This window comes from Micromonospora sp. RTGN7, from assembly GCF_033804645.1.
GTDB lineage: Bacteria > Actinomycetota > Actinomycetes > Mycobacteriales > Micromonosporaceae > Micromonospora.
The window spans coordinates 22,606-41,887 of the sequence record NZ_JAPZLF010000004.1; the positions used below are offsets into that span (position 1 = coordinate 22,606).

General features: G+C 71.2%; 19 protein-coding genes and 1 pseudogene. 13 read left to right on the forward strand and 7 right to left on the reverse strand.

Going from position 1 to position 19,282, the window contains the following annotated elements; genetic code table 11:
- The first annotated feature begins 185 nt into the window (after positions 1 to 185).
- Positions 186 to 3,161, forward strand: coding sequence for a fibronectin type III domain-containing protein (locus SNR22_RS07125; RefSeq protein WP_320065680.1), 2,976 nt, complete (start codon positions 186 to 188; stop codon positions 3,159 to 3,161).
- A 672-nt stretch (positions 3,162 to 3,833) separates the two neighbouring features.
- Here the strand turns inward: SNR22_RS07125 and SNR22_RS07130 are convergent.
- The 3 genes from SNR22_RS07130 to SNR22_RS07140 all read right to left on the reverse strand — a co-directional run bounded on the left by SNR22_RS07130 (position 3,834) and on the right by SNR22_RS07140 (position 6,408).
- A complete protein-coding gene (locus SNR22_RS07130) occupies positions 3,834 to 4,799 on the reverse strand; it encodes a hypothetical protein (RefSeq protein WP_320065681.1) in 966 nt (321 codons plus the stop codon).
- 61 nt (positions 4,800 to 4,860) lie between these two features.
- Positions 4,861 to 5,406, reverse strand: a complete 546-nt coding sequence (locus tag SNR22_RS07135; protein WP_320065682.1) for a hypothetical protein — start codon at positions 5,404 to 5,406, stop codon at positions 4,861 to 4,863.
- Between the two features lie 177 nt (positions 5,407 to 5,583).
- Positions 5,584 to 6,408 carry an SDR family NAD(P)-dependent oxidoreductase gene (locus tag SNR22_RS07140; protein ID WP_320065683.1) on the reverse strand — a complete coding sequence of 275 codons (825 nt, stop codon included), beginning with the start codon at positions 6,406 to 6,408 and terminating at the stop codon, positions 5,584 to 5,586.
- Between the two features lie 129 nt (positions 6,409 to 6,537).
- Between SNR22_RS07140 and SNR22_RS07145 the strand changes: the two genes are divergently transcribed.
- Positions 6,538 to 7,491, forward strand: coding sequence for a CoA ester lyase (locus SNR22_RS07145; RefSeq protein ID WP_320065684.1), 954 nt, complete (start codon positions 6,538 to 6,540; stop codon positions 7,489 to 7,491).
- A gap of 60 nt (positions 7,492 to 7,551) precedes the next feature.
- Here SNR22_RS07145 and SNR22_RS07150 read toward each other — a convergent pair whose 3' ends face one another.
- Positions 7,552 to 8,079, reverse strand: a complete 528-nt coding sequence (locus SNR22_RS07150) for a DUF4190 domain-containing protein (RefSeq protein ID WP_320065685.1) — start codon at positions 8,077 to 8,079, stop codon at positions 7,552 to 7,554.
- A gap of 137 nt (positions 8,080 to 8,216) precedes the next feature.
- On the opposite strand from SNR22_RS07150, the gene SNR22_RS07155 reads away from it, so the two are divergent.
- Entirely contained in the window at positions 8,217 to 9,119 is a 903-nt protein-coding gene (locus SNR22_RS07155) for an SDR family NAD(P)-dependent oxidoreductase (RefSeq protein ID WP_320065686.1), read from the forward strand.
- Positions 9,120 to 9,143: 24 nt separating this feature from the next.
- On the opposite strand, the gene SNR22_RS07160 is transcribed toward SNR22_RS07155, so the two are convergent.
- Positions 9,144 to 9,533 carry a DUF4190 domain-containing protein gene (locus tag SNR22_RS07160; RefSeq protein WP_320065687.1) on the reverse strand — a complete coding sequence of 130 codons (390 nt, stop codon included), beginning with the start codon at positions 9,531 to 9,533 and terminating at the stop codon, positions 9,144 to 9,146.
- A 178-nt stretch (positions 9,534 to 9,711) separates the two neighbouring features.
- Here SNR22_RS07160 and SNR22_RS07165 point away from each other — a divergent pair, with 178 nt between their 5' ends.
- Complete coding sequence (locus tag SNR22_RS07165) at positions 9,712 to 10,908, forward strand: acyl-CoA dehydrogenase family protein (RefSeq protein WP_320065688.1); 1,197 nt, start codon at positions 9,712 to 9,714, stop codon at positions 10,906 to 10,908.
- A 28-nt stretch (positions 10,909 to 10,936) separates the two neighbouring features.
- Here the strand turns inward: SNR22_RS07165 and SNR22_RS07170 are convergent, their stop codons facing one another.
- On the reverse strand, positions 10,937 to 11,344 hold the full coding sequence (locus tag SNR22_RS07170) for a CoA-binding protein (RefSeq protein ID WP_320065689.1): 408 nt from the start codon (positions 11,342 to 11,344) through the stop codon (positions 10,937 to 10,939).
- Between the two features lie 252 nt (positions 11,345 to 11,596).
- Here SNR22_RS07170 and SNR22_RS07175 point away from each other — a divergent pair.
- Positions 11,597 to 11,986 (forward strand): annotated as a pseudogene (locus SNR22_RS07175) (thiol-disulfide oxidoreductase DCC family protein); the annotation flags it as partial.
- A gap of 306 nt (positions 11,987 to 12,292) precedes the next feature.
- Here SNR22_RS07175 and trxA read toward each other — a convergent pair.
- Positions 12,293 to 12,655, reverse strand: coding sequence for a thioredoxin (trxA, locus tag SNR22_RS07180; RefSeq protein ID WP_320065690.1), 363 nt, complete (start codon positions 12,653 to 12,655; stop codon positions 12,293 to 12,295).
- A gap of 539 nt (positions 12,656 to 13,194) precedes the next feature.
- Between trxA and SNR22_RS07185 the strand changes: the two genes are divergently transcribed.
- The 8 genes from SNR22_RS07185 (at position 13,195) to SNR22_RS07220 (ending at position 19,213) form a co-directional block, all read left to right on the forward strand.
- Positions 13,195 to 13,710 carry a MaoC family dehydratase gene (locus SNR22_RS07185; protein WP_320065691.1) on the forward strand — a complete coding sequence of 172 codons (516 nt, stop codon included), beginning with the start codon at positions 13,195 to 13,197 and terminating at the stop codon, positions 13,708 to 13,710.
- Positions 13,711 to 13,783: 73 nt separating this feature from the next.
- The gene (locus SNR22_RS07190) at positions 13,784 to 14,320 is read left to right on the forward strand and encodes a hypothetical protein (protein ID WP_320065692.1); all 537 of its coding nucleotides are present in this window, start codon (positions 13,784 to 13,786) and stop codon (positions 14,318 to 14,320) included.
- An 85-nt stretch (positions 14,321 to 14,405) separates the two neighbouring features.
- Complete coding sequence (locus tag SNR22_RS07195) at positions 14,406 to 15,029, forward strand: RNA methyltransferase (protein ID WP_320065693.1); 624 nt, start codon at positions 14,406 to 14,408, stop codon at positions 15,027 to 15,029.
- A gap of 125 nt (positions 15,030 to 15,154) precedes the next feature.
- Positions 15,155 to 15,838: a DUF6758 family protein gene (locus SNR22_RS07200; protein ID WP_320066003.1), complete on the forward strand. Its 684-nt coding sequence runs from the start codon at positions 15,155 to 15,157 to the stop codon at positions 15,836 to 15,838.
- 116 nt (positions 15,839 to 15,954) lie between these two features.
- Positions 15,955 to 16,113, forward strand: coding sequence for a hypothetical protein (locus tag SNR22_RS07205; RefSeq protein WP_320065694.1), 159 nt, complete (start codon positions 15,955 to 15,957; stop codon positions 16,111 to 16,113).
- Positions 16,114 to 16,119: 6 nt separating this feature from the next.
- Positions 16,120 to 16,992 carry a PH domain-containing protein gene (locus tag SNR22_RS07210; protein WP_320065695.1) on the forward strand — a complete coding sequence of 291 codons (873 nt, stop codon included), beginning with the start codon at positions 16,120 to 16,122 and terminating at the stop codon, positions 16,990 to 16,992.
- A 104-nt stretch (positions 16,993 to 17,096) separates the two neighbouring features.
- On the forward strand, positions 17,097 to 17,924 hold the full coding sequence (locus SNR22_RS07215; RefSeq protein ID WP_320065696.1) for a SigE family RNA polymerase sigma factor: 828 nt from the start codon (positions 17,097 to 17,099) through the stop codon (positions 17,922 to 17,924).
- 5 nt (positions 17,925 to 17,929) lie between these two features.
- Positions 17,930 to 19,213: a hypothetical protein gene (locus SNR22_RS07220; RefSeq protein ID WP_320065697.1), complete on the forward strand. Its 1,284-nt coding sequence runs from the start codon at positions 17,930 to 17,932 to the stop codon at positions 19,211 to 19,213.
- Positions 19,214 to 19,282: the final 69 nt, after the last annotated feature.

The window sequence follows — 19,282 nt, forward strand, 5'->3', positions numbered from 1 at the left end:
TATATGGTGCATAGGGCAGCATGAGTTGGTTGTATTAAGAGAGATATTCAGAATCGCCATCACCTTTCGCGTGGCTGAGCGTGTCCTACTGGTGGCGACGCCTTCGTGGATTCGCTGACGAGCCTTCGAGGGTTTCGATTGGGCCTGGGAGCAGGATGTCATTCTCACGTCACCCCCGTGTGTTGGTGGCTGTCGCGATGGCGGTCGCCCTGACCGCCGGCATCCTGGTGGTCGCGCCCGGGGTGGCTGTGGCGGTCGGTTCGATCCTGTTCAACCAGCCGTTCCATAACAACACCGCAGACGGTACCGGTGCGGTGGCGCTGCCGGCTGTGCCTGCTGGCGTTGGGGGCAACGCCGCCTGCTTGACTGCCGCGGGGAACTCCACGGTGGGTCCGCTGACCAGCTGTCCAACGTCTAACGATCCGCAGGGTGCGGGCAAGCTCCGGCTGACGGACACCGGTTTGTTCAAGGAGGGCGGGGTTTTCGGCGCCGTAAGCGTGCCGACCTCGCAGGGTTTGGATGTCACGTTCAACACCTACCAGTACGGCGGCAGCAGCACGCCCGCTGACGGGCTCGCCTTCGTGCTGGCTGCGGTTGATCCCGCCAATCCGTTGTCGCCGTCCGTCATCGGACAACCCGGAGGGGCGCTCGGCTACTCGGCGGCGTCCAGCGGCGGCACTGCGGGCCTGTCGAACGGCTATCTGGGTATCGGCATCGACGTCTTCGGCAACTTCAGTAACAGCACCTATCAGGGCACCGGCTGTACGAACCCGCCGTACATCTCCACCACCGGCGGAAAGGTACCCGGCCAGGTCGTGATTCGTGGGCCGGGCCGGAATTCGGTCGGCTACTGTGCGGTCAGCAGCACCGCCACCACCACGTCGTCGCCGGCACTGGCGTTGCGGGCGACCACCCGGGCGGCCTCCCTGGTGCCGGTCGAGGTGGTGATCAACCCGACCGCGGCGGCGTTCACCACCGTCTCGGGGATCACGGTTCCCGCCGGCCGGTATCTGGTCAGGTTCACACCGGTGGGTGGGGCGTCGAGGACCCTGTCAGGGGTGCTTCCGGTGGTGTCGCCCACGCTGTATCCGTCGGCGAGTTGGCTGAACGCCAACGGCGTTCCAAAGCAACTCGCGTTCGGGTGGGTCGGTTCGACCGGTTCGCTGACCGACTTCCACGAGGTGGACAACACCGTCGCGACCACGTTCAACCCGGTGCCCGATCTGAACGTGTCGCAGACCAGCTACACCGGCCCGTCCCCGCAGCGTGGGGATCCGGTCACCTACTCCATCACCGCCGGCGTCGACGCCGGGGTCAACGAGACGGCTCCGATCTCGGTTACCCAGACGCTGCCGGCCGGAGTCGTCCCGGCCGGGGCGTTCGGTTCCGGTTGGGGGTGCGGAGCACCGGCCGGACAGACCATCACCTGCACCAACAGCAACGGGCCGTTCGCCAACGGCACCTCCCTACCGCCGATCACGGTGGTGGCGATCGTGACCGGTACGGGGGTGACACCCACGCTGATCCAGACCGCGTCGGTAGCTACCTCGTCGTCCAACGACGCGAACCCGGGCTACTCGTCGTCCACCACCCCGGGCATTCCACCCGCCGCGCCGAGCGGCGTCATCGTCACCCCGGCGTCGAGTCCGATCGCGGGCGGCATCGCGGTGACCGTCGGCGGCAGCAACATCGCCGGGGCAACGGCGATCGAGATCGGCACCACCGCTCAACAGCAGGCCGGCACATCGGTGGTACTCCTGCCATGTCCGTCCGGCCCGGCTGCCGGGTGTTTCACCGTCAACACCGACGGCACCCTCGGCATCTCCTCGATGCCAGCCCGGGCGTCCGCGGCCACGGTGAACGTCACCGTCGTCACCCGGGGGACAGCGGGATCGGCGAGCTACGTCTACACCTCCCCGCCTGCTGCGCCCGCTGCGCCGACCGCGACGGCGGGGATCACCAGCGCCACCGTGACCTGGACCGCCCCAGCCAGCAACGGCAGTCCGATCACTGGGTACGTGATCACCCCGACCCGCAATGGAGGGACGCAGCCAACGCAGTCGTTCGACGCCCTCACCACCACCCGCACCCTGACCGGACTTACCGCGGGAGCGTCGTACACCTTTCAGGTTGCGGCGGTGAACGCGCTCGGCACCGGCGCGAACAGCCCGGCCTCCGCGGCGGTCGTCCCGTATGCGCTGCCCGCGGCGCCGACGATCACCGCGGTCAGCGCGGGCAGCAACGCCGCCACACTCAGCTGGACCGCCCCGGCCAACAACGGATCGGCGATCACCAGCTACCTGGTCACCCCGTACATCGCCGGGGTCGCCCAGCCGAGCCGGAACTTTCCCGCCTCGCCCACCACCCAGACGATCACCGGGCTGGCGGCCGGCACCACGTACACCTTCCGGGTGGCCGCGACCAACGCCGCCGGCACCGGCCCGGCCTCCGCCGCCTCGTCCCCGGTGACGGTCAACGCCCCACCGGCCCTGGCCTTCCCGCCGCCGCCGCTCGGCGAGGTCGGTGTCGTCTACAGCGACCAGTTGACCGTGACCGGTGGCACCGCGCCGTTCGTCTGGTCGATCAGCGTCGGTGCCCTGCCCCCCGGTCTGACCCTCAACCCGGCAACTGGGCTGTTGTCCGGCACGCCGACCACCGCCGGCACGTTTCCGTTCACCGTCCGGGTGGTCGACTCGTCCGGGCAGAGTGCCACCCAGGCGGTCACCTTGCTGATCAACCAGCTCGGCGGCCTCACGATCAGCGTGCCCGACCTGGCCTCGCTGGGAACGGTCAGCGCCGATGCGGGATCGAGGTCAGGCCGGCTCGGCGTCGTCACGGTGACCGACGACCGTGGGCCGGCGTCCGGCAACTGGACCGCGACCGTGTCCATCACGAACTTCACGACGGGCGCGGGCTCCACCGGTGAGGTCATCCCCAACGGCAGCGTCACCTATTCCTCGGGACCGGCGCTGGCGACGACCGGCACTGGCATCTTCGTACCCCAGCCGGGTGTCGCCCTCGCCACGAGCCAGACCGCCGGTCGCTGGTCCGGCCAGGCCGCCACGAACTCGGCCTCCTGGAACCCCACTCTGCTATTGACCTTTCCGTCGGCCCTGGTAGCAGGCAGCTATACGGCCACGGTGACGCATTCGGTGGTGTAGGCCGCATCCCCGCTGCCGACGTACGAGCTGTGGCGGCGGGGTCAGGAGTGCCGTCGGACGTGCCGGCGCACGCAGGCGGTGATCAAGGCGCCGCCGAGGACAAGTAGGGCACCAAGGGCCAGCAGCCAGCCAGGTTCCGGGTCGCTTCCGGTAACCGGCAGGTGCCCACCGGACGAGCTCGGGCTGGGCGTCGGCGAAACAGGCGGCTGCGTCGGTGGGGCCGGTGGCTGCGTCGGCGGAACAGGCGGCTGCGTCGGAACCACTTCGAAAGTGACGCCAGTGGATGCCGGCGGTGGGGTGGCGGCCTGGGCGGCCCTGGGCCCGGCTGGACGGCCTGCCGTGACAGGCGGGGCGCTGGAGGTCGTTACGGCCAAGGCCAGGGCCACAACCACGACGGCCGGCCGGAGGAGGTTCCTCCGGCCGGCCGCGCGGCCATTCCTGTCTTGGGCGATCATCGGTCCTCCATCCGAGCTTGGCGTCGGGGTTGCCCGCGCCGGAGTTGCGTCCGTAGCCCGGGACGACGCGAGAGCCCGTAGGAGCGTCGGGCCGACCAGCAGCACCAAGGGAACATGAAAGTCACCCTATACGCTGTTTGGGAGATATGACCGATATTCAGATGGAGGGAGCGCTTTTGCGGCCAGGTCGCGTCTCCCCGGGGTGGACAGCCCTGGGTCAGGCGATCCGGGCACCGACCCGGAATGGGCCGCGCCGACGGGCGAGGTACCAGAGGATGGCCGTGACGAGTGCCAGCAGTGCCGTGCCGGCGCCGAGGGACAACGCGATCCAGCGCGACATGGCGGACTTCACCGGAACCACATCCGCCGCGACCGGCAGGGTGATGCGGCCCTCCGCGGTGTGCTCCACGGTCCCGCTGACCAGCGTCAGCCGCACGTCCCACCGGCCCGCCGGCAGGGTTTGGTTGAGTTCCACGCCGACCTGGCCATTCTCGCCGGGGAGGATGGTCACACCCTTCGTCACGGTGAACGGACCGGCCCGGACCGCACCCGACTCGTTCGCCAGGGACAGGGTTCCGCCCATGTCCAGCGCCCGGCCGCCCGTGTTGGTGACCCGGGCGGTGACCATGGGCCACGGCCCGGTGCCCCGCTCCGCCGCCAGGGCGTCGATCCGGAAGTCCGTTGGCGGTTCACCACCAGGCCCGATGTCGAGATACATCCGGATGCCGACTCGGTGGATCTGGCTGATGTTGCCAGCATCCTTCGGCCGACTGGTGATCTGCGCCCAGACCGCCCCGTACCGCTCACCCTTCGACGCGGATTTCGGCACGGCGATGGTGACCTCGACGGGTTCGCTCCCACCGGGTGGCAGGTCGACGCTGGTCGACTCCAGGGTCACCCAACCGGTGAGCTCGTTGCCGGTGCGACCGTCGGAGACGGTGAACGCGTTCCCCTCGACCGCCGCGGCGCCGGCGTAAAGCGCGACGCGCTGGCGCTCGGCCGAGGTGTTGCGGACCTCGACCCGCCGATGGATGGTTGTACCCGGCTTGAGGTGATCCACGATGTAGGCCCGCGCCCGCGGATCCTCGACGCGGGCGACCGGAATGTCCAGGAGTTGGATCCCCAGCCCCGGGATGTCGTCTTCCCGCTGGTGCGGCTCCCCGCGCACGGCGTCGGCCGGCACCGCCGGCACCCCGAGCGCCAGGACGGCGACGGAGGCCAGCAGTGCCAGCCGACGGGCGGGGTCAGAGCACCGAATGTGTCACCGTCCCGGTGTAGAGACCGCCGACGGTGCCCGAGGGAATCGCGACCGCCACCGTGGGATTCCAGGACGCGAAGTTGCTGCCGGTGCCCCCGGTGTGGCTGAACGCCGTCCGCGGAACGTTGATGATCACCGCGTCGGCTGCCGTCTGCTGGCCGGGCGTGAAGGTGCCGGTGCCAGAGGTGGCGGTGGCGGGCCCGGACCAGTAGGTGACGTTGATGTTCGGGATGGTCTCCGAAGCGGTGCCACCACCGGTGGTGAAGTCGGTGGCGATGACGCTGGCGGTCCAGTTCGGGGTCAGCGACGCCCGCTGGTCCAGGACGGTGACCGGCCCCAGCGGCCCGGACACCGTGCTGCTCTCCGTTCCGGTGCCCAGGTTCGCCGAGGCGGGAACCGTGATCGTGAGACCACCGGCACCGACGACGGTGAGGGTGACGATGGTGTCTCCCGGAGCCGCGGATGCCGGAGTGGCGAGCCCGGCGGCCAACACCACACCGGCCAGGGCAACGGGGAGAAGCCTCTTCCTCATGAAACCTCCTGAAATGCGAAATGTGGTCATCTAATGCATTTAAAATCCTATCCACCCAAATAGGGCACTATGGGAGAAATGGGTGAATCGTGTTGGCCGGGGCCGGCTCCTGGCTGCCCAATGGGCGCACGCGGCGGGTCCTGACGGCGGGCGGGTCCTGTTCGCCCGCCCCGGTCGTCACGCCGCTATGCCGACTGCCTTCGCGCTGGCCGTCCAGAGGCGGGCGGCGAGCTGCGCGTCAGCGGCCTTGCGCAGCGGGCGGCGGGGCCGCCGGTCGGCGTAGTAGCCGCCGTTGACCAGTCGGGCCGAGGGCTGGTCGGCGAGCCAGACCAACGTCTCCGCGCCCTTCTCCGGGCTGCGGAACGGCAGGACCCGCATGCCGAGGGCCACCAGCCGGCTGTCCGCGCCGAACCGGGTCCGCACCACCCCGGGGTGGAAGCAGTACGCCGGGATGTCGGCCCAGCGCCGCGCCGCCTCGGCGGTGAACAGGATGTTCGCCTGCTTACTGGTGCCGTACGCGCGCATCGGGCGGTAGCCGCGCAGGGTGGCGTTGAGGTCGCCCGGGTCCAGTACGCCGCTGCGGTGCGCCCCGGAGGCGGTGACCACCAGCCGGCCGACCCGGTCCCGCAGCAGGGTGCTGAGCAGGAACGGGGCCAGGTGGTTGGCCTGCATCGACAGCTCGAACCCGTCGACCGTGGTGACCGGGTGCAGCACGATCGCCCCGGCGTTGTTGGCCAGCACGTCGATCCGGTCGTACGCGGCGCGCAGCCGTTCGGCCAGCCCCCGTACGTCGTCGAGGACCGCGAAGTCGGCCCGGAACAGTTCGGGCCGCTCGCCGCTGGCGTCCCGTACCTGGTCGCCGGCGGCCTGGAGCCTGGCCGGATCCCGGCCGACCATCACCACCCGGTCGCCCCGGCAGGCCAGGTACACGGCGGCGGCCAACCCGATGCCGGAACTCGCCCCGGTCACCACCACGGTTCGACGCCCAGTGAGATCTTCCACAGGTCCATTCACCTCGGTCACGGCACGAGGTTACCGTGGCGTCACCATCACCTTTGGGATCGTTAAGTTCTCCGGTTGTCATTCAGGTGGCGTCGGCATGCCCCGCCGGACGTCGGAAGGAGCGCATCCATGGCCGCTGTCGGTCGTCCCCGCAGGTCCTGCCTCGCCGTGCCGGGCTCCAACGTCAAGATGCTCGGCAAGGCCCAGGGGCTCCCCGCCGACCAGGTGTTTCTCGACCTGGAGGACGCGGTCGCCCCGCTGGCCAAGCCGGACGCACGCAAGAACATCGTGGCCGCGCTCAACGAGGGCGACTGGGCCGGCAAGACCCGGGTGGTCCGGGTCAACGACCTCACCACGCCGTGGACGTACCGGGACGTGATCGAGGTCGTCGAGGGGGCCGGCGCCAACCTGGACTGCGTCATGCTGCCCAAGGTGCAGAACGCCGCCCAGGTGCAGTGGCTGGACCTGACGCTCACCCAGATCGAGCGGACCCTCGGCCTGGAGGTCGGCCGGATCGGCATCGAGGCGCAGATCGAGAACGCCGCGGGCCTGGTGAACATCGACGCCATCGCCGCCGCGTCGCCCCGGGTGGAGACCATCATCTTCGGCCCGGCCGACTTCATGGCCTCGATCAACATGAGGTCCCTGGTGGTCGGCGCGCTCATCCCCGACTACCCGGGCGACCCGTACCACTACATCCTGATGCGCATCCTGATGGCTGCCCGGATGCACGACAAGCAGGCCATCGACGGCCCGTTCCTGCAGATCCGGGACGTCGACGCGTTCCGGGAGGTGGCCAGCCGGTCGGCCGCGCTGGGCTTCGACGGCAAATGGGTGCTGCACCCGGGGCAGATCGACGCCGCGAACGAGGTCTACTCGCCGGCTCAGGCCGACTACGACCACGCGGAGCTGATCCTCGACGCGTACGGGCACTACACCTCGGAGGCCGGCGGCCGGCTCGGCGCGGTGATGCTCGGCGACGAGATGATTGACGAGGCGTCCCGCAAGATGGCCCTGGTGATCGCGGCCAAGGGCCGCGCGGCCGGGATGACCCGCACGTCCAGCTTCACCCCGCCGGCGTAGTGAGCCGGTGCCGCCCCGGAGTCCTCGGGGCGGCACCCCTCGCCGGGCCGGCCGGCCCGGTCAGTAGCCGCTGGTGCTGCTGCTCGTGCTGCCCGAGGAGACCGCGATGACGATGATCACGATGTAGAAGATGATCCCCAGCACCATCAGGCCGGTGAGGATCCAGCCGATGATGATGGCGGCCTTCGCCATCCCCTCGCCGCCCTCGCCGGTCTGCCGAATCTGCTTCTGGGCGACGTGACCGAGGATCGCGCCGATCGGCGCGGTGATGCAGGACGCGATGCCGACCAGGGCGAGCACCAGCGCCGCGATGGCCATCCCGTTGGTCTTCTGCGGCGGCGGGTAGCCGTAACCGGGGTAGCCCGCAGCCGGGTAGCCCGCAGCCGGATAGCCGGCCGGTGCGTAGCCGGGCGCGGCGTACGGGTCGACGTGGGCCGGGGCAGCCTGCTCCGACTTCATCCCCGCGTACGGGTCGATCCCCGTGTACGGGTCCGGGCCCGTCGGCTGCCCGCTCACCGGCAGGGTGGGGTCGACCGGCGGGGTGGGCGGGGACCAGGGGTCATTGCCGGGCGGCGGCGGATATGTCATCGGTTCTCTCCGTCTGTCGAGGGTGCGCGGTCAGGGTAGCCAGGCCCACCCACAACCGGTGCGCCCGTCAACGGGTGCCGCCTCGCCCGGCGGGGTGCCGCATTGCCCAGCGGGGTCCGAGCGGGCAGGATCGCGGCATGGCGACAGACACGCGGGCAGCGGACCTTGCCGGCAGCCGACCGCGACAGGACGTGAGCCGACCGGCGGCCCGACACAACCGGGCCACCGCCGGGACGGCCCGCACCGACCAGGACGCGCCGGCGCCGCTGACCGATCCGGTCACCATGCGGCTCGACGGCAAGGTCGCCCTGGTCACCGGGGCTGGAAGCGCCGACGGCATCGGGTACGCCACGGCCCGCCGGCTGGCCGACCTGGGTGCCCGGGTGGCCATCGTCTCGACCACCCGGCGCATCCACGACCGGGCCGGCGAGCTGAAGGTGACCGGCTTTGTCGCCGACCTCACCGACGAGTCGGAGGTCGGCGCTCTCGCCGACGCGGTCACCGAGCAGCTCGGCGACGTGGAGGTGCTGGTCAACAACGCCGGCCTGGCCAGCCGGGCCAGCCCCGAGGTGCTGCGCCCGGTGGCCCAGCTCAGCTACGAGGAGTGGCGCGGCGAGATCGACCGGAACCTGAGCACCGCGTTCCTGTGCAGCCGGGCGTTCATCGGTGGGATGGCCGAGCGGGGCTGGGGGCGGATCGTCAACCTCGCGGCCACCGCCGGCCCGGTCAACGCCCTGCCCACCGAGGCGGCGTACGCGGCCGCGAAGGCGGGAGTCGTCGGGCTGACCCGGGCACTGGCGATGGAGATGATCGCCGACGGGGTCACGGTGAACTCGGTGGCCCCGGGGACGATCCACACGGCGGCCTCCACGGTGGCGGAGATCCGGCAGGGGCTCGGCACGCCGGTGGGCCGCCCCGGCACCCCGGACGAGGTGGCCGCCGCCATCGCGTTCCTCTGCTCGCCGGCCGCCTCGTACATCACGGGTCAGATGCTCGTGGTGGACGGCGGCAACAGCGTCCGGGAGGCGCAGTTCCGCTGACCCGCCAGGGGAGTCGCCCCGGCGTCAGCGGTACGAGCCGCCGTCGGAGCCGCCCCAACTCAGCAGCGCGATCCAGCCGCAGCAGGCCACCAGGCCGATCACGGTGAACAGGTACCCGAGGATCAACCCCCAGGTGGCGAGCTGGTCGCCCTCCTCGCCGGTGCGCCGGATCTGCCGCTTGGCCACGTGACCGAGCACGATGCCGGCGGGCGCGAAGACGAACGCGAAGACCAGCGACAGCACGGCGAGGATGTTCGTCCCCCGGACAGGGCCCGACTGCTGGCCGTACTGCCCGTAGCCCGGCGGGGGGCCGTACTGCCCGGGCTGTACGTGCGGCCCGTACTGGGCGGGCCCGCCCGGCGGAGGCTCGTACGGCGACGGTGGCTGGTCCGGCTCCTGCGGTGGCTGACTCATCCCGTACCTCCCGCACACCCGCCGTGACCTGGCCTGTATTGCGGACGCTACCGGCAGCGGTGAAGCTTTTCACAGCGGTTGGGTGGACCGGCCACCTTGGCCTCGCCGGTCCCGGAGGTCGATACTTACCGAGCGTTCAGTTACCCATGAGTAATGCGCCGATCCCCTGGAGGCTGAGATGGCCCGACTCGCCCAGACGCCCGGCCTGACCGACGTGCAGCGGTCGATCCTGGAAACCGTCCGGGAGTTCGCCGACAAGGAGATCATCCCGCACGCCCAGCGGTTGGAGCACGCCGACGAGTACCCCACCGACATCCTTGACGGCATGCGCGAGATGGGGCTCTTCGGCCTCACCATCGCCGAGGAGCACGGCGGCCTCGGCGAGTCCCTGCTGACCTACGCCCTGGTGGTCGAGGAGCTCTCCCGGGGCTGGATGTCGATCTCCGGAATCGTCAACACCCACTTCATCGTGGCGTACCTGATCTCCCAGCACGGCTCCGCCGAGCAGCAGGCCCGGCTGCTGCCGAGGATGGCCACCGGCGAGGTGCGCGGCGCCTTCTCCATGTCTGAGCCGGAGTGCGGCTCCGACGTCTCGGCGATCAAGTCGAAGGCGGTCCGCGACGGTGACGACTACGTCCTCAACGGCCAGAAGATGTGGCTGACCAACGGGGCGTACTCCTCGGTGGTGGCCACCCTGGTCAAGACCGACACCGGCGCCGACTCGGTCTACGGCAACATGAGCACGTTCCTGCTGGAGAAGGAGCCCGGTTTCGGCGAGACCGCGCCGGGCCTCACCATCCCCGGCAAGATCGACAAGATGGGCTACAAGGGCGTCGAGACCACCGAGATGGTCCTCGACGGGGTGACCGTGCCAGCCTCCGCCGTGCTCGGCGGCGAGGAGAAGGTCGGCCGCGGCTTCTATCAGATGATGGACGGCATCGAGGTCGGCCGGGTCAACGTCGCCGCCCGCGCCTGCGGCATCTCCATCCGCGCCTTCGAGTTGGCCGTCGCCTACGCCCAGCAGCGGAAGACCTTTGGCCAGCCGCTGGCGAAGCACCAGGCGATCGCCTTCAAGCTCGCCGAGATGGGCACGAAGATCGAGGCCGCGCACGCCCTCATGGTCAACGCCGCCCGGCTCAAGGACGCCGGCCAGCGCAACGACGTCGAGGCCGGAATGGCCAAGCTGCTCGCCTCCGAGTACTGCGCCGAGGTGGTCCAGGAGGCGTTCCGCATCCACGGCGGCTACGGCTACTCCAAGGAGTACGAGATCGAGCGGCTGATGCGGGAGGCCCCGTTCCTGCTCATCGGCGAGGGCACCTCGGAGATCCAGAAGACCATCATCTCCCGCGGTCTGCTCAAGGAGTACAAGCTCTGAGCCGGCCGATGGCCGGGTGAGGCGGGGGTCAGCCGAGGCGGGTCAGCCCGGCGGCGGCGCGCTCGACGATGAGGCAGCGGTCCTCGACGTAGTCGATACCGGCCTCCTCGGCGATCCGCCGCGCCTCCGCCGAGACGATCCCGAGCTGCAACCAGACCGCGGGCGCTCCGATCGCCACCGCCTCGCGGACCACCTCGATCGCGTCCCGGGCCGGGCGGAACACGTCGACCAGGTCGACCGGGTGCGGGATGTCGGCCAACGACGCGTACGCCCGCTCGCCGAACAGCTCGTCGACCGTCGGGTTGACCGGGATGATCCGCCAGCCATGCCGCTGCATCTGTGCCGGCACCTGGTGCGCGGCCTTGCCGGGATCGCGGGACGCGCCCACGACGGCGATCACGGCGGAGTCGGTGAGGATCTGCTGAGCGGTGCGCACCCGACGACTCTAGCCCCGCCGCTCAGCCGCGCGTGCGGTGACGACGTAGCAGTTCCTGCGGTGACGACGTAGCGCCGGGCAGCGCCAGCGGCAGGGGTGGCGTCGCTGGCGCTGCCCGCTCGGGACCGCCCTCGTCCGGGGGAGCGGAGAGGGGCGGCCCGGCGCACGACCATCATTCGAACATGTGTGCGAACGAAGCGCAAGCGACCTGCCGGACATCCGGCGTGTCGACCGCCGGGGGAGGATGGAGGCATGGAGACGTCGAACTTCGTCTACGACGGCGACTGCGCGTTCTGCACGACGTGTGCGGAGTTCATCTCGCGGCGCATCCCCACGAGGGCCCGGGTGCTGCCCTGGCAGTTCGTCGACCTCGACGCGCTCGGCCTGACCGCCGAAGAATGCGAGCAGGCCGTGCAGTGGGTCGGCGCGGACGGCTCCCGGGCCGCCGGCCCGGACGCGATCGCCCGGTTGCTCGGCGACAGCGGGCCGCTCTGGCGGGTCGCCGGGGCCGGCCTGCGGTTCCCACCGGTCCGTGCGGCGGCCTGGCCGGTGTACCGCTGGGTGGCCCGCAACCGGCACCGGCTGCCGGGCGGGACCGCCGCGTGCTCGCTGCCGCAGGAGGCGCGGGAGCGGCTCTACGGCCCGGCGGGTCGCCCCCCACTCCAGGTAGAGCGCGAAGACCGTCCAGCCGAGCAGCCGGTGGGCGCGCCCGGTCGCGGCGAGCACGGCGAGGACCCGAGCAGCACGGCGAGGCCCAGCGCGATGGCACCCAGCCGGATCGCCCGGCCACGGCGGGTCAAGGTTTCCATCGGTTCAGGACGATACGGGGTGGAAAGAGCCGCAGGGATCCCTCCGACGGCCGGGGTGCACCGGCCGTACCGGTGACTTCGCCCGGGCACGACAATGGCCGGACCCCCAGGTCGGGGCCCGGCCGTCGGACGGCTCAGCTCAGTGGCTGTGCTCGGCCAGCTTCTTGCGGACGTCGTCCATGTCGAGGCCCTGAACCTGCTCGATGAGGTTCTCCAGGGCCGACTCGGGCAGGGCACCCGGCTGGGCGAAGACGATCACGCCGTCCCGAATCGCCATGATCGTCGGGATCGACTGGATGTCGAACTTGGCGCCCAGTTCCTGCTGCGCCTCGGTGTCGACCTTGCCGAAGACGATGTCCGAGTGCTTCTCCGAGGAGCGCTCGTAGACCGGGGCGAACCGCTTGCACGGACCGCACCATTCGGCCCAGAAGTCGACGAGGACGATGCCGTCGTTGCCCGCCACCTCGTCGAAGTTCGTCGTGGTCAGCTCAACGGTTGCCATTGCACTCTCCGATCACCGCGGAATCACGTACGTCCCCTGGAACCAGGACGGGTCCTGACGAATTCCCGGCCGGTCGGCGGCGAAACCCGCCGACCGGCCGGGTGGTGACCCAGGATATCGACTTCTATCTGTCAGTTCCGATCTGCAGGACGCACATGCAGGACGCAATTGCGTGACGAGCCGTGATGGGAGCGCTTCCAGGGCTGGTGGCGTAGTCGGCCGGAGGTCATTGGTGATCTGAGGCCTGACAAGCGACTATCCGACCTGCAAAGATCGCTCCCGACCTCGTCAATAATTACGCAGAGTATTGTTACGAAAAGGTAAATGTGACGTCGGTCTCTGTTCGCGGGGCACTGCTGTGCGGCAGAATCTTCCCCATCAGAGCGTGGGCGGCGGGTGCCGGGGAGGGCCCCGCCGCTCATTGCGTCTCCCCCCGGGTGCCGACGGTGTGACATTTCCCCACCTCGCTCCGCGCCCCGCCTTAACAGTCGATAAGGCATGCTGGCCCGAACTCCGTCGCCGCCGTGAAGGGGGCATCGATGCAGTTCGGCCGTTACTACGAGGAGTTCGAGGTCGGCGCGGTCTACCGGCACTGGCCGGGCAAGACCGTCACCGAGTACGACGACCACCTCTTTTGCCTGCTCACCATGAACCACCACCCTCTGCACCTGGATGCCCACTACGCCGAGTCGGCCAGCCAGTTCAAGCGCAACGTGGTGGTCGGCAACTACATCTACTCCCTGCTGCTCGGCATGTCGGTGCCGGACGTCAGCGGCAAGGCCATCGCCAACCTCGAGGTCGAGTCGCTACGGCACGTGGCCCCGACCTTCCACGGCGACACGATCTACGGCGAAACCACCGTGCTGGACAAGCGCGAGTCCGGGTCGAAGCCGGACCGGGGGATCATCTCGGTGGAGACCCGTGGCTACAAGCAGGACGGCACCATGGTCTGCGTCTTTCGCCGGCGGGTGATGGTCCCCAAGCGGGAGTACGCCGAGACCGCGGTCGCCGAGGGCATCGACCCCGAGCGGCCGAGTTTCCCCGAACCGCGCTGACCCTCCCGTCCGACACCGGGTTGCTTCCCCGCCGTCTTCCGTGGCTGGGGACACTTCCCCTGGTCGGGGGCATATGCTGGCGCCGGAGGTCCCCATGAGCCACTCCGTCGCCGGAGAGCCGCCCTCTGCCGGCCGCCGCGCCGCGCCGCTGACCACCGCCGTCTACTCCGTCGCCGAGTGGGAGCTGCTGACCGGCCTCCCCGGCCGGGTGCTGGTGGCCGCGGCCAGGCACTCCTCCGGGCGTCCGCCGCGGGGTGTCGCCGCCGGGCTCGCCGGCCTGGAAGCCGTCGCGGCGGGGCGAGCCTCCGACAGCGACCTGGTCCGCGCCGTGGTGGCCGACATCTACGCCCGACCCGACGGGCCGACCGCCCCGGCCGACCGGCTCGCCGACCTCGTCGACCTGTTGGCCGCCTGTCGGGCCGCGGTGCGGGTGCTGCGCCGGCGGGCCGACCCGGCAGACTCGGCCGCGTACCGGCAGTGGGCGCAGTCGGTGGCGGGCCGGGTCTGCCGGGTCGGCACCACCGGCGCACCGGCCCCGGCGGGCGGCCCCGTCGCGCCGGCCGACCGGCGTTTCCTGGACCGGCTCGGCGGGGCGCTCGACCTCGGCTGAGCAGGCCGCCGGCCGCCCGTCCGCGCCCCGGTCGGGTCACCCCACGGCACGCAGAGGGCGCGGCGGACCGTACCCTCTTCAGACCGTGACCGGTGACCAGCTCGACGTCGGTGTGGGGCCGTGGCCCGGCGACCTCCCGGACGATCCGCGGTACGACCCGGAGCTGCTCGCCGAGGGCGACCGGCGCAACGTGGTCGACCGGTACCGGTACTGGCGGCGAGAGGCCGTGGTGGTCGACCTCGACCGGCGCCGGCACGACTTCCACGTGGCCATCGAGAACTGGCAGCACGACTTCAACATCGGCACGGTGGTCCGCAACGCCAACGCCTTCCTCGCCGCCGAGGTGCACATCGTGGGGAGGCGGCGGTGGAACCGGCGGGGCGCCATGGTGACCGACCGCTACCAGCACGTCCGGCACCACGAGACGATCGAGGAGTTTGTCGGCTGGGCGGCGGGGCGGGGCCTGACGGTGGTCGGCATCGACAACCTGCCCGGTTCCCGGCCGCTGGAGACGACCACCCTGCCGCGTCGGTGCGCGCTGATCTTCGGTCAGGAGGGGCCGGGGCTGTCCGAGGCGGCCCGGGCCGCCTGCGACCAGCTCTTCTCGATCGCCCAGTACGGCTCGACCCGGTCGATCAACGCCGGCGTGGCCAGCGGCATCGCCATGCACGCGTGGATCCGAGCCCACGCCGGTCCGCCCCCCGACTGAGCCCGGCAACCCCCCGCCCGCGGCTGCACCCAGCCGGAGGAAATTGGGCCCGGCCCGCCGGGGAATCGGCTGCCCGACTTGACGGACCACCGTCGGGGGGCGACGGTGGGAACGTGAGTGTCGCGGTGAGTTGTCCGAGGTGTGGCGGTTCGGTGCGGGAGCCCGACCTGATGAACACCGAGTGGCGGTGCCTGCGCTGCGGGCCGGTCCCGCCGCTGCACGTGCCCGAACACATCGGCGCGGAGATCCTGGCCAGCGTGGTGGACCGGATCGCCGCCGCCGCGCCCGGTACGGGGCCGGCCACGCCGGTCTGGTGCCCCTGGCCGCTGCCGCCTGGCTGGACGCTCACCGGCCTGGCGTACGCCGGGGACGAGCGGACCGGGGTGCGGGCCACCGCCCTCGCCTGCGCCGGGCCCGAGCCGTTCGGTGGCGGCCCGGCCGACGTGGTCTTCGTGGCCGAGGAGCCGGGCGTCGGCCTGGGCACCCGGCTCGCCGGGATGGCGGGCCCCGACCCGGGCCCGGAGCTCGCCGAGGCGCTCAACGAACCCGGACCGGGGCACCCGGAGCACGTCGGGCAGGCCAGGATCCGGGTGGCCGGCCACCCGACTCCACTGTGGCTCGTGAATTCGCCGACGGATCGAAGCGCGTACGCCGGCGAGGCTCGGGGATTGTGGCTTCATGCGATAGCCTGGCCGGCGAGTGCGGGGCATCTGCTCGCCGAGGACGTGGAGCTTCACGACCTCACGCAGTGGCGGCCGTCCGAGCTCGTGTACGGCGCACCGTCTCCGTACTTGCACGGGAAGGCCTGACAAGTCTCCCGTTCTGTCAGGGAACGGACGCAAAGATTCACTGTACGACATCTAACTGATACTCTGGGTACCGCTGCGGTAAATGGACCCGGCGCCGCGCGAGAGGATGGCCCGCCATGGTCAAGAAGGTCCTCACCTGGGCCGGTATCGCATTCTTGATCTTCTTTGTCGCCTACCGGCCGAACTCGGCGGCAGACGTCTTCAAGTCGATCGGTGGCGGCATCATGGACATCGCCCAAGGCTTCGGCGACTTCTTCACCAACCTCATCGCCTAGCCTCCGATGGGAAGCCCCTCCGGTCCCCCCTTCGACCCCGACGACCCTGACCGGGCGCGTCGGGATCGAGACACGGAGCCGATTCCCCGAATCCGGCCCGACGGCGGGCCGAGTTCACGCCCGGGCCCCTCCGACGGCCCCTCCTTCTCGGACGACGCCGGCTACGGCGACGGCCCGTACGCGAGCGAGCAGCCCGCCGGGCGTGCCTGGGTCCGTGACCCCGAGGCCACCTACCAGCCTCCGCAGATCTCGGAGGACGAGCTGGCCGGCCTTCGGGTCGACGCCTCCGGCATGCCGCTCGGCCCTCGGCGGGTCCTCCCGCTGGAGGACGAGCCCAGCTCGCTCGTGGCTCGCTACCTCTTCCCCACCGAGCGCTACCGGGGCGAGTGGAAGCGGCACTGGATTCACCTCACCACGCCGATCCTCGTGGGCATCGCCGCGACCTTCGTCCTCGGCTACCTCTCCGGCTTCCTCGCCGGACAGGACGTGGGCGCGCTGACCACCATCGCGGTGCTGCTCTGGTTCGCCGTGATGGGCTGGGTCGCGTGGAAGGTCGCCGACTGGTGGTACGACCGCTTCATCCTCACCAACAAGCGGGTGATGGTCGTCACCGGCATCATCACCCGCAAGGTCGCGATGATGCCGCTGGCCCGGGTGACCGACATGAAGTACGAGCAGACCCCGACCGGGCGCGCGCTCAACTACGGCACCTTCGTGCTGGAGTCCGCGGGCCAGGAGCAGGCACTCCGTGAGATCAAGAACCTGCCCAACCCCAACGAGCTCTACCTGCGCGTCGTCGAGGAGATGTACGAGCCGCAGGCCGTCGAGGCGAGGTTGGGCAAGGAAGCGGACGAAGCGAAGGCCGACGACGGGGCGTGAATTTCCGTCCGAACATCGACGGAACAGCGTCCCAACCGCCGTCGCCCGGCTTGCCACGGCGTGACAGCCTGCCAACAGGCACACGGGGGCGCGGGAGGTGGCCGGTGGTCGACAGGGACCCGCTGGAGGAGGAGTTCCGCGAGTTCGTCGCGGCCCGCTCCGGTGCCCTGCTGCGCACCGCATACCTACTCACCGGGGACTGGGCCACCGCCGAGGACCTGCTGCAGACGGCGTTGACCAAGACGTACCTGGCCTGCAAGCGGCTCGGCGGGATCGAGGCGATCGAGCCGTACGCCCGCCGGGTCATGGTCAACACGTCGACGAGCTGGTGGCGGCGACGCTGGCACGGTGAACGTCCGACCGAGGTGCTGCCCGAGCGGGCCGGGGTCGACCAGATGGAGCAGCAGCTCGACCGGGACGTGCTCTGGCGGCACCTCAGGGCGCTGCCCAGCCGGCAACGGGCGGTGCTGGTGCTGCGCTTCTACGAGGACATGTCGGAGGCGCAGACCGCCGCGCTGCTGGAGATATCCCCGGGCACGGTGAAGAGCCAGACCTCCCGGGCGCTGGCCACCCTGCGCCGCCGGATGGGGGAACAGGCCGCCCTCGACCTGCCCGACACGCCCGGCGGGACGCGGGCCTCCGGTCGGCAGGCGACACGCCGGGACGCCCGGACGACGGCGTCCGACGCCGTCGTGCCGGGCCGCGACGCGACGCGCCCCGTCGAGGCCCGGACGCCGCGGCGTCGGCCCGATCCCGCGCCAGAGCAGCCCCGCGTCCCGGCCGAGGTCTCCCGCACCGCCTCGTACGGCAGGGGCCGCCCGCGGGACGCCGTGCCGCTGCCCACCCCTGTCCCGTCGACCGTCGACCCCGGCGTTCACCCGGTGGCCGCTGTCGGGGCGTCTGTCCGGCCCGTCGGTGCGGAAAGGCGGTGAGCGGCATGGTTCCCGCAGACAACCGAACGGCCACCCCGGGGCGTCCAGTGGACGTGCCGAGGGACGAGTTGGAGCGGGCGGTCCGGGAAACCCTGTCCCGGCAGGTCGCCACGCCGCGCCCCCTCGCCGTGGACCCGGCCGGAGTGGCCATCCACCGCGCCGCCCGTACGCGCCGCCGCCGCACCCTGACCGGCCTCGCCCTCGCCGGGGCGGCCACTGTGCTGGTCACCGGCACGATGGTGCAGATCGGCGCCGGGGGAGGCCACCCGACCACCCCGACCGTGGTGCTCGGCCACCCGCGCGAAACCACCGCCGGGCCCGCCCCGGACCCGGTGACGACCTCGTCGGCCGGGCCCGCCCGATCGGTCCCCGGGCGGAACGGCACCGCCGTGGACCTGATCGTCGGCGACACCCTGCGCACCACCCGGGACACGGACATCTCCCTCACATCGAACGCGGTCGACCGGGCCCAACGGGTTCCCGACCAGGGTGGCTGGCTGATGGTGGGCGTGCCCACCACGGCGGGGCGGACCCTGGCCCTCGTGGGGCCGAACGGCAGCCGGCAGACCCTCCTCGCCGGCGCGGAGGCGATCGTCGTCGCCGGCACCGGGCGAGAGGTCGCCTGGCGGGACGGCGGCCGGATCACCGTCGCCGGGCTCGTCGGCGAGCGGCTGGTCGCCGTCACCAGCACCCCAGCCCCGGGGCCGGCCGTTCCCGTGGGCTTCGTCGGCGACGCCGTCCTGGTGCGCCTCGACCCGGCCCGGCCCGGGTACGCGTTGTGGCGTCCGTCCGTGGGCGGGATCTCCGCCGGGGCCGGGCGTGACGTCCTCGCCGTCCACGGGACGCTGCCGGACGGCCGGGCAGTCGGCCTGGTCACCGCCGGTACGCCCGGTCGACCCTGCCTCGCGCTGCTCGATCCCGCCCGGAACCTCGCGGTGAGCCGTACCGCCTGCGGGCCCACCGTCGCCGTCGACGGGGCCGGCGCGGTCTCCGCCGACGGTCGCTGGCTGCTGGTGAACGGCCGCACCGGTTCGTCGAAGGCCACCGGGGCGCTTCTGATCGACCTGGCCACCCTCGCCGGGACGCCGGTCGCCCGCGCGGCCGGCCCGGCGCTGACCGGCGCGGTGGCCTGGACGCCGGCCCGGACCGCCTGGTACGTCGACGGGCAGGGCTCGCTCGTAACGGTGCGGACCGACCGGGTGCTCGCCGGGGAGCAGGCAGACACCAACGGTGTGCCCGGCGTCGAACCGGGCGGGCGCCCGGTGGTCGTCACCGACGCGCTGTCCTGACCACCCCCGGACGCGTGGCCCCACGGGTGGGACGCGGCGGATACCGACGCCGGCGACGGGTAGCGTCGG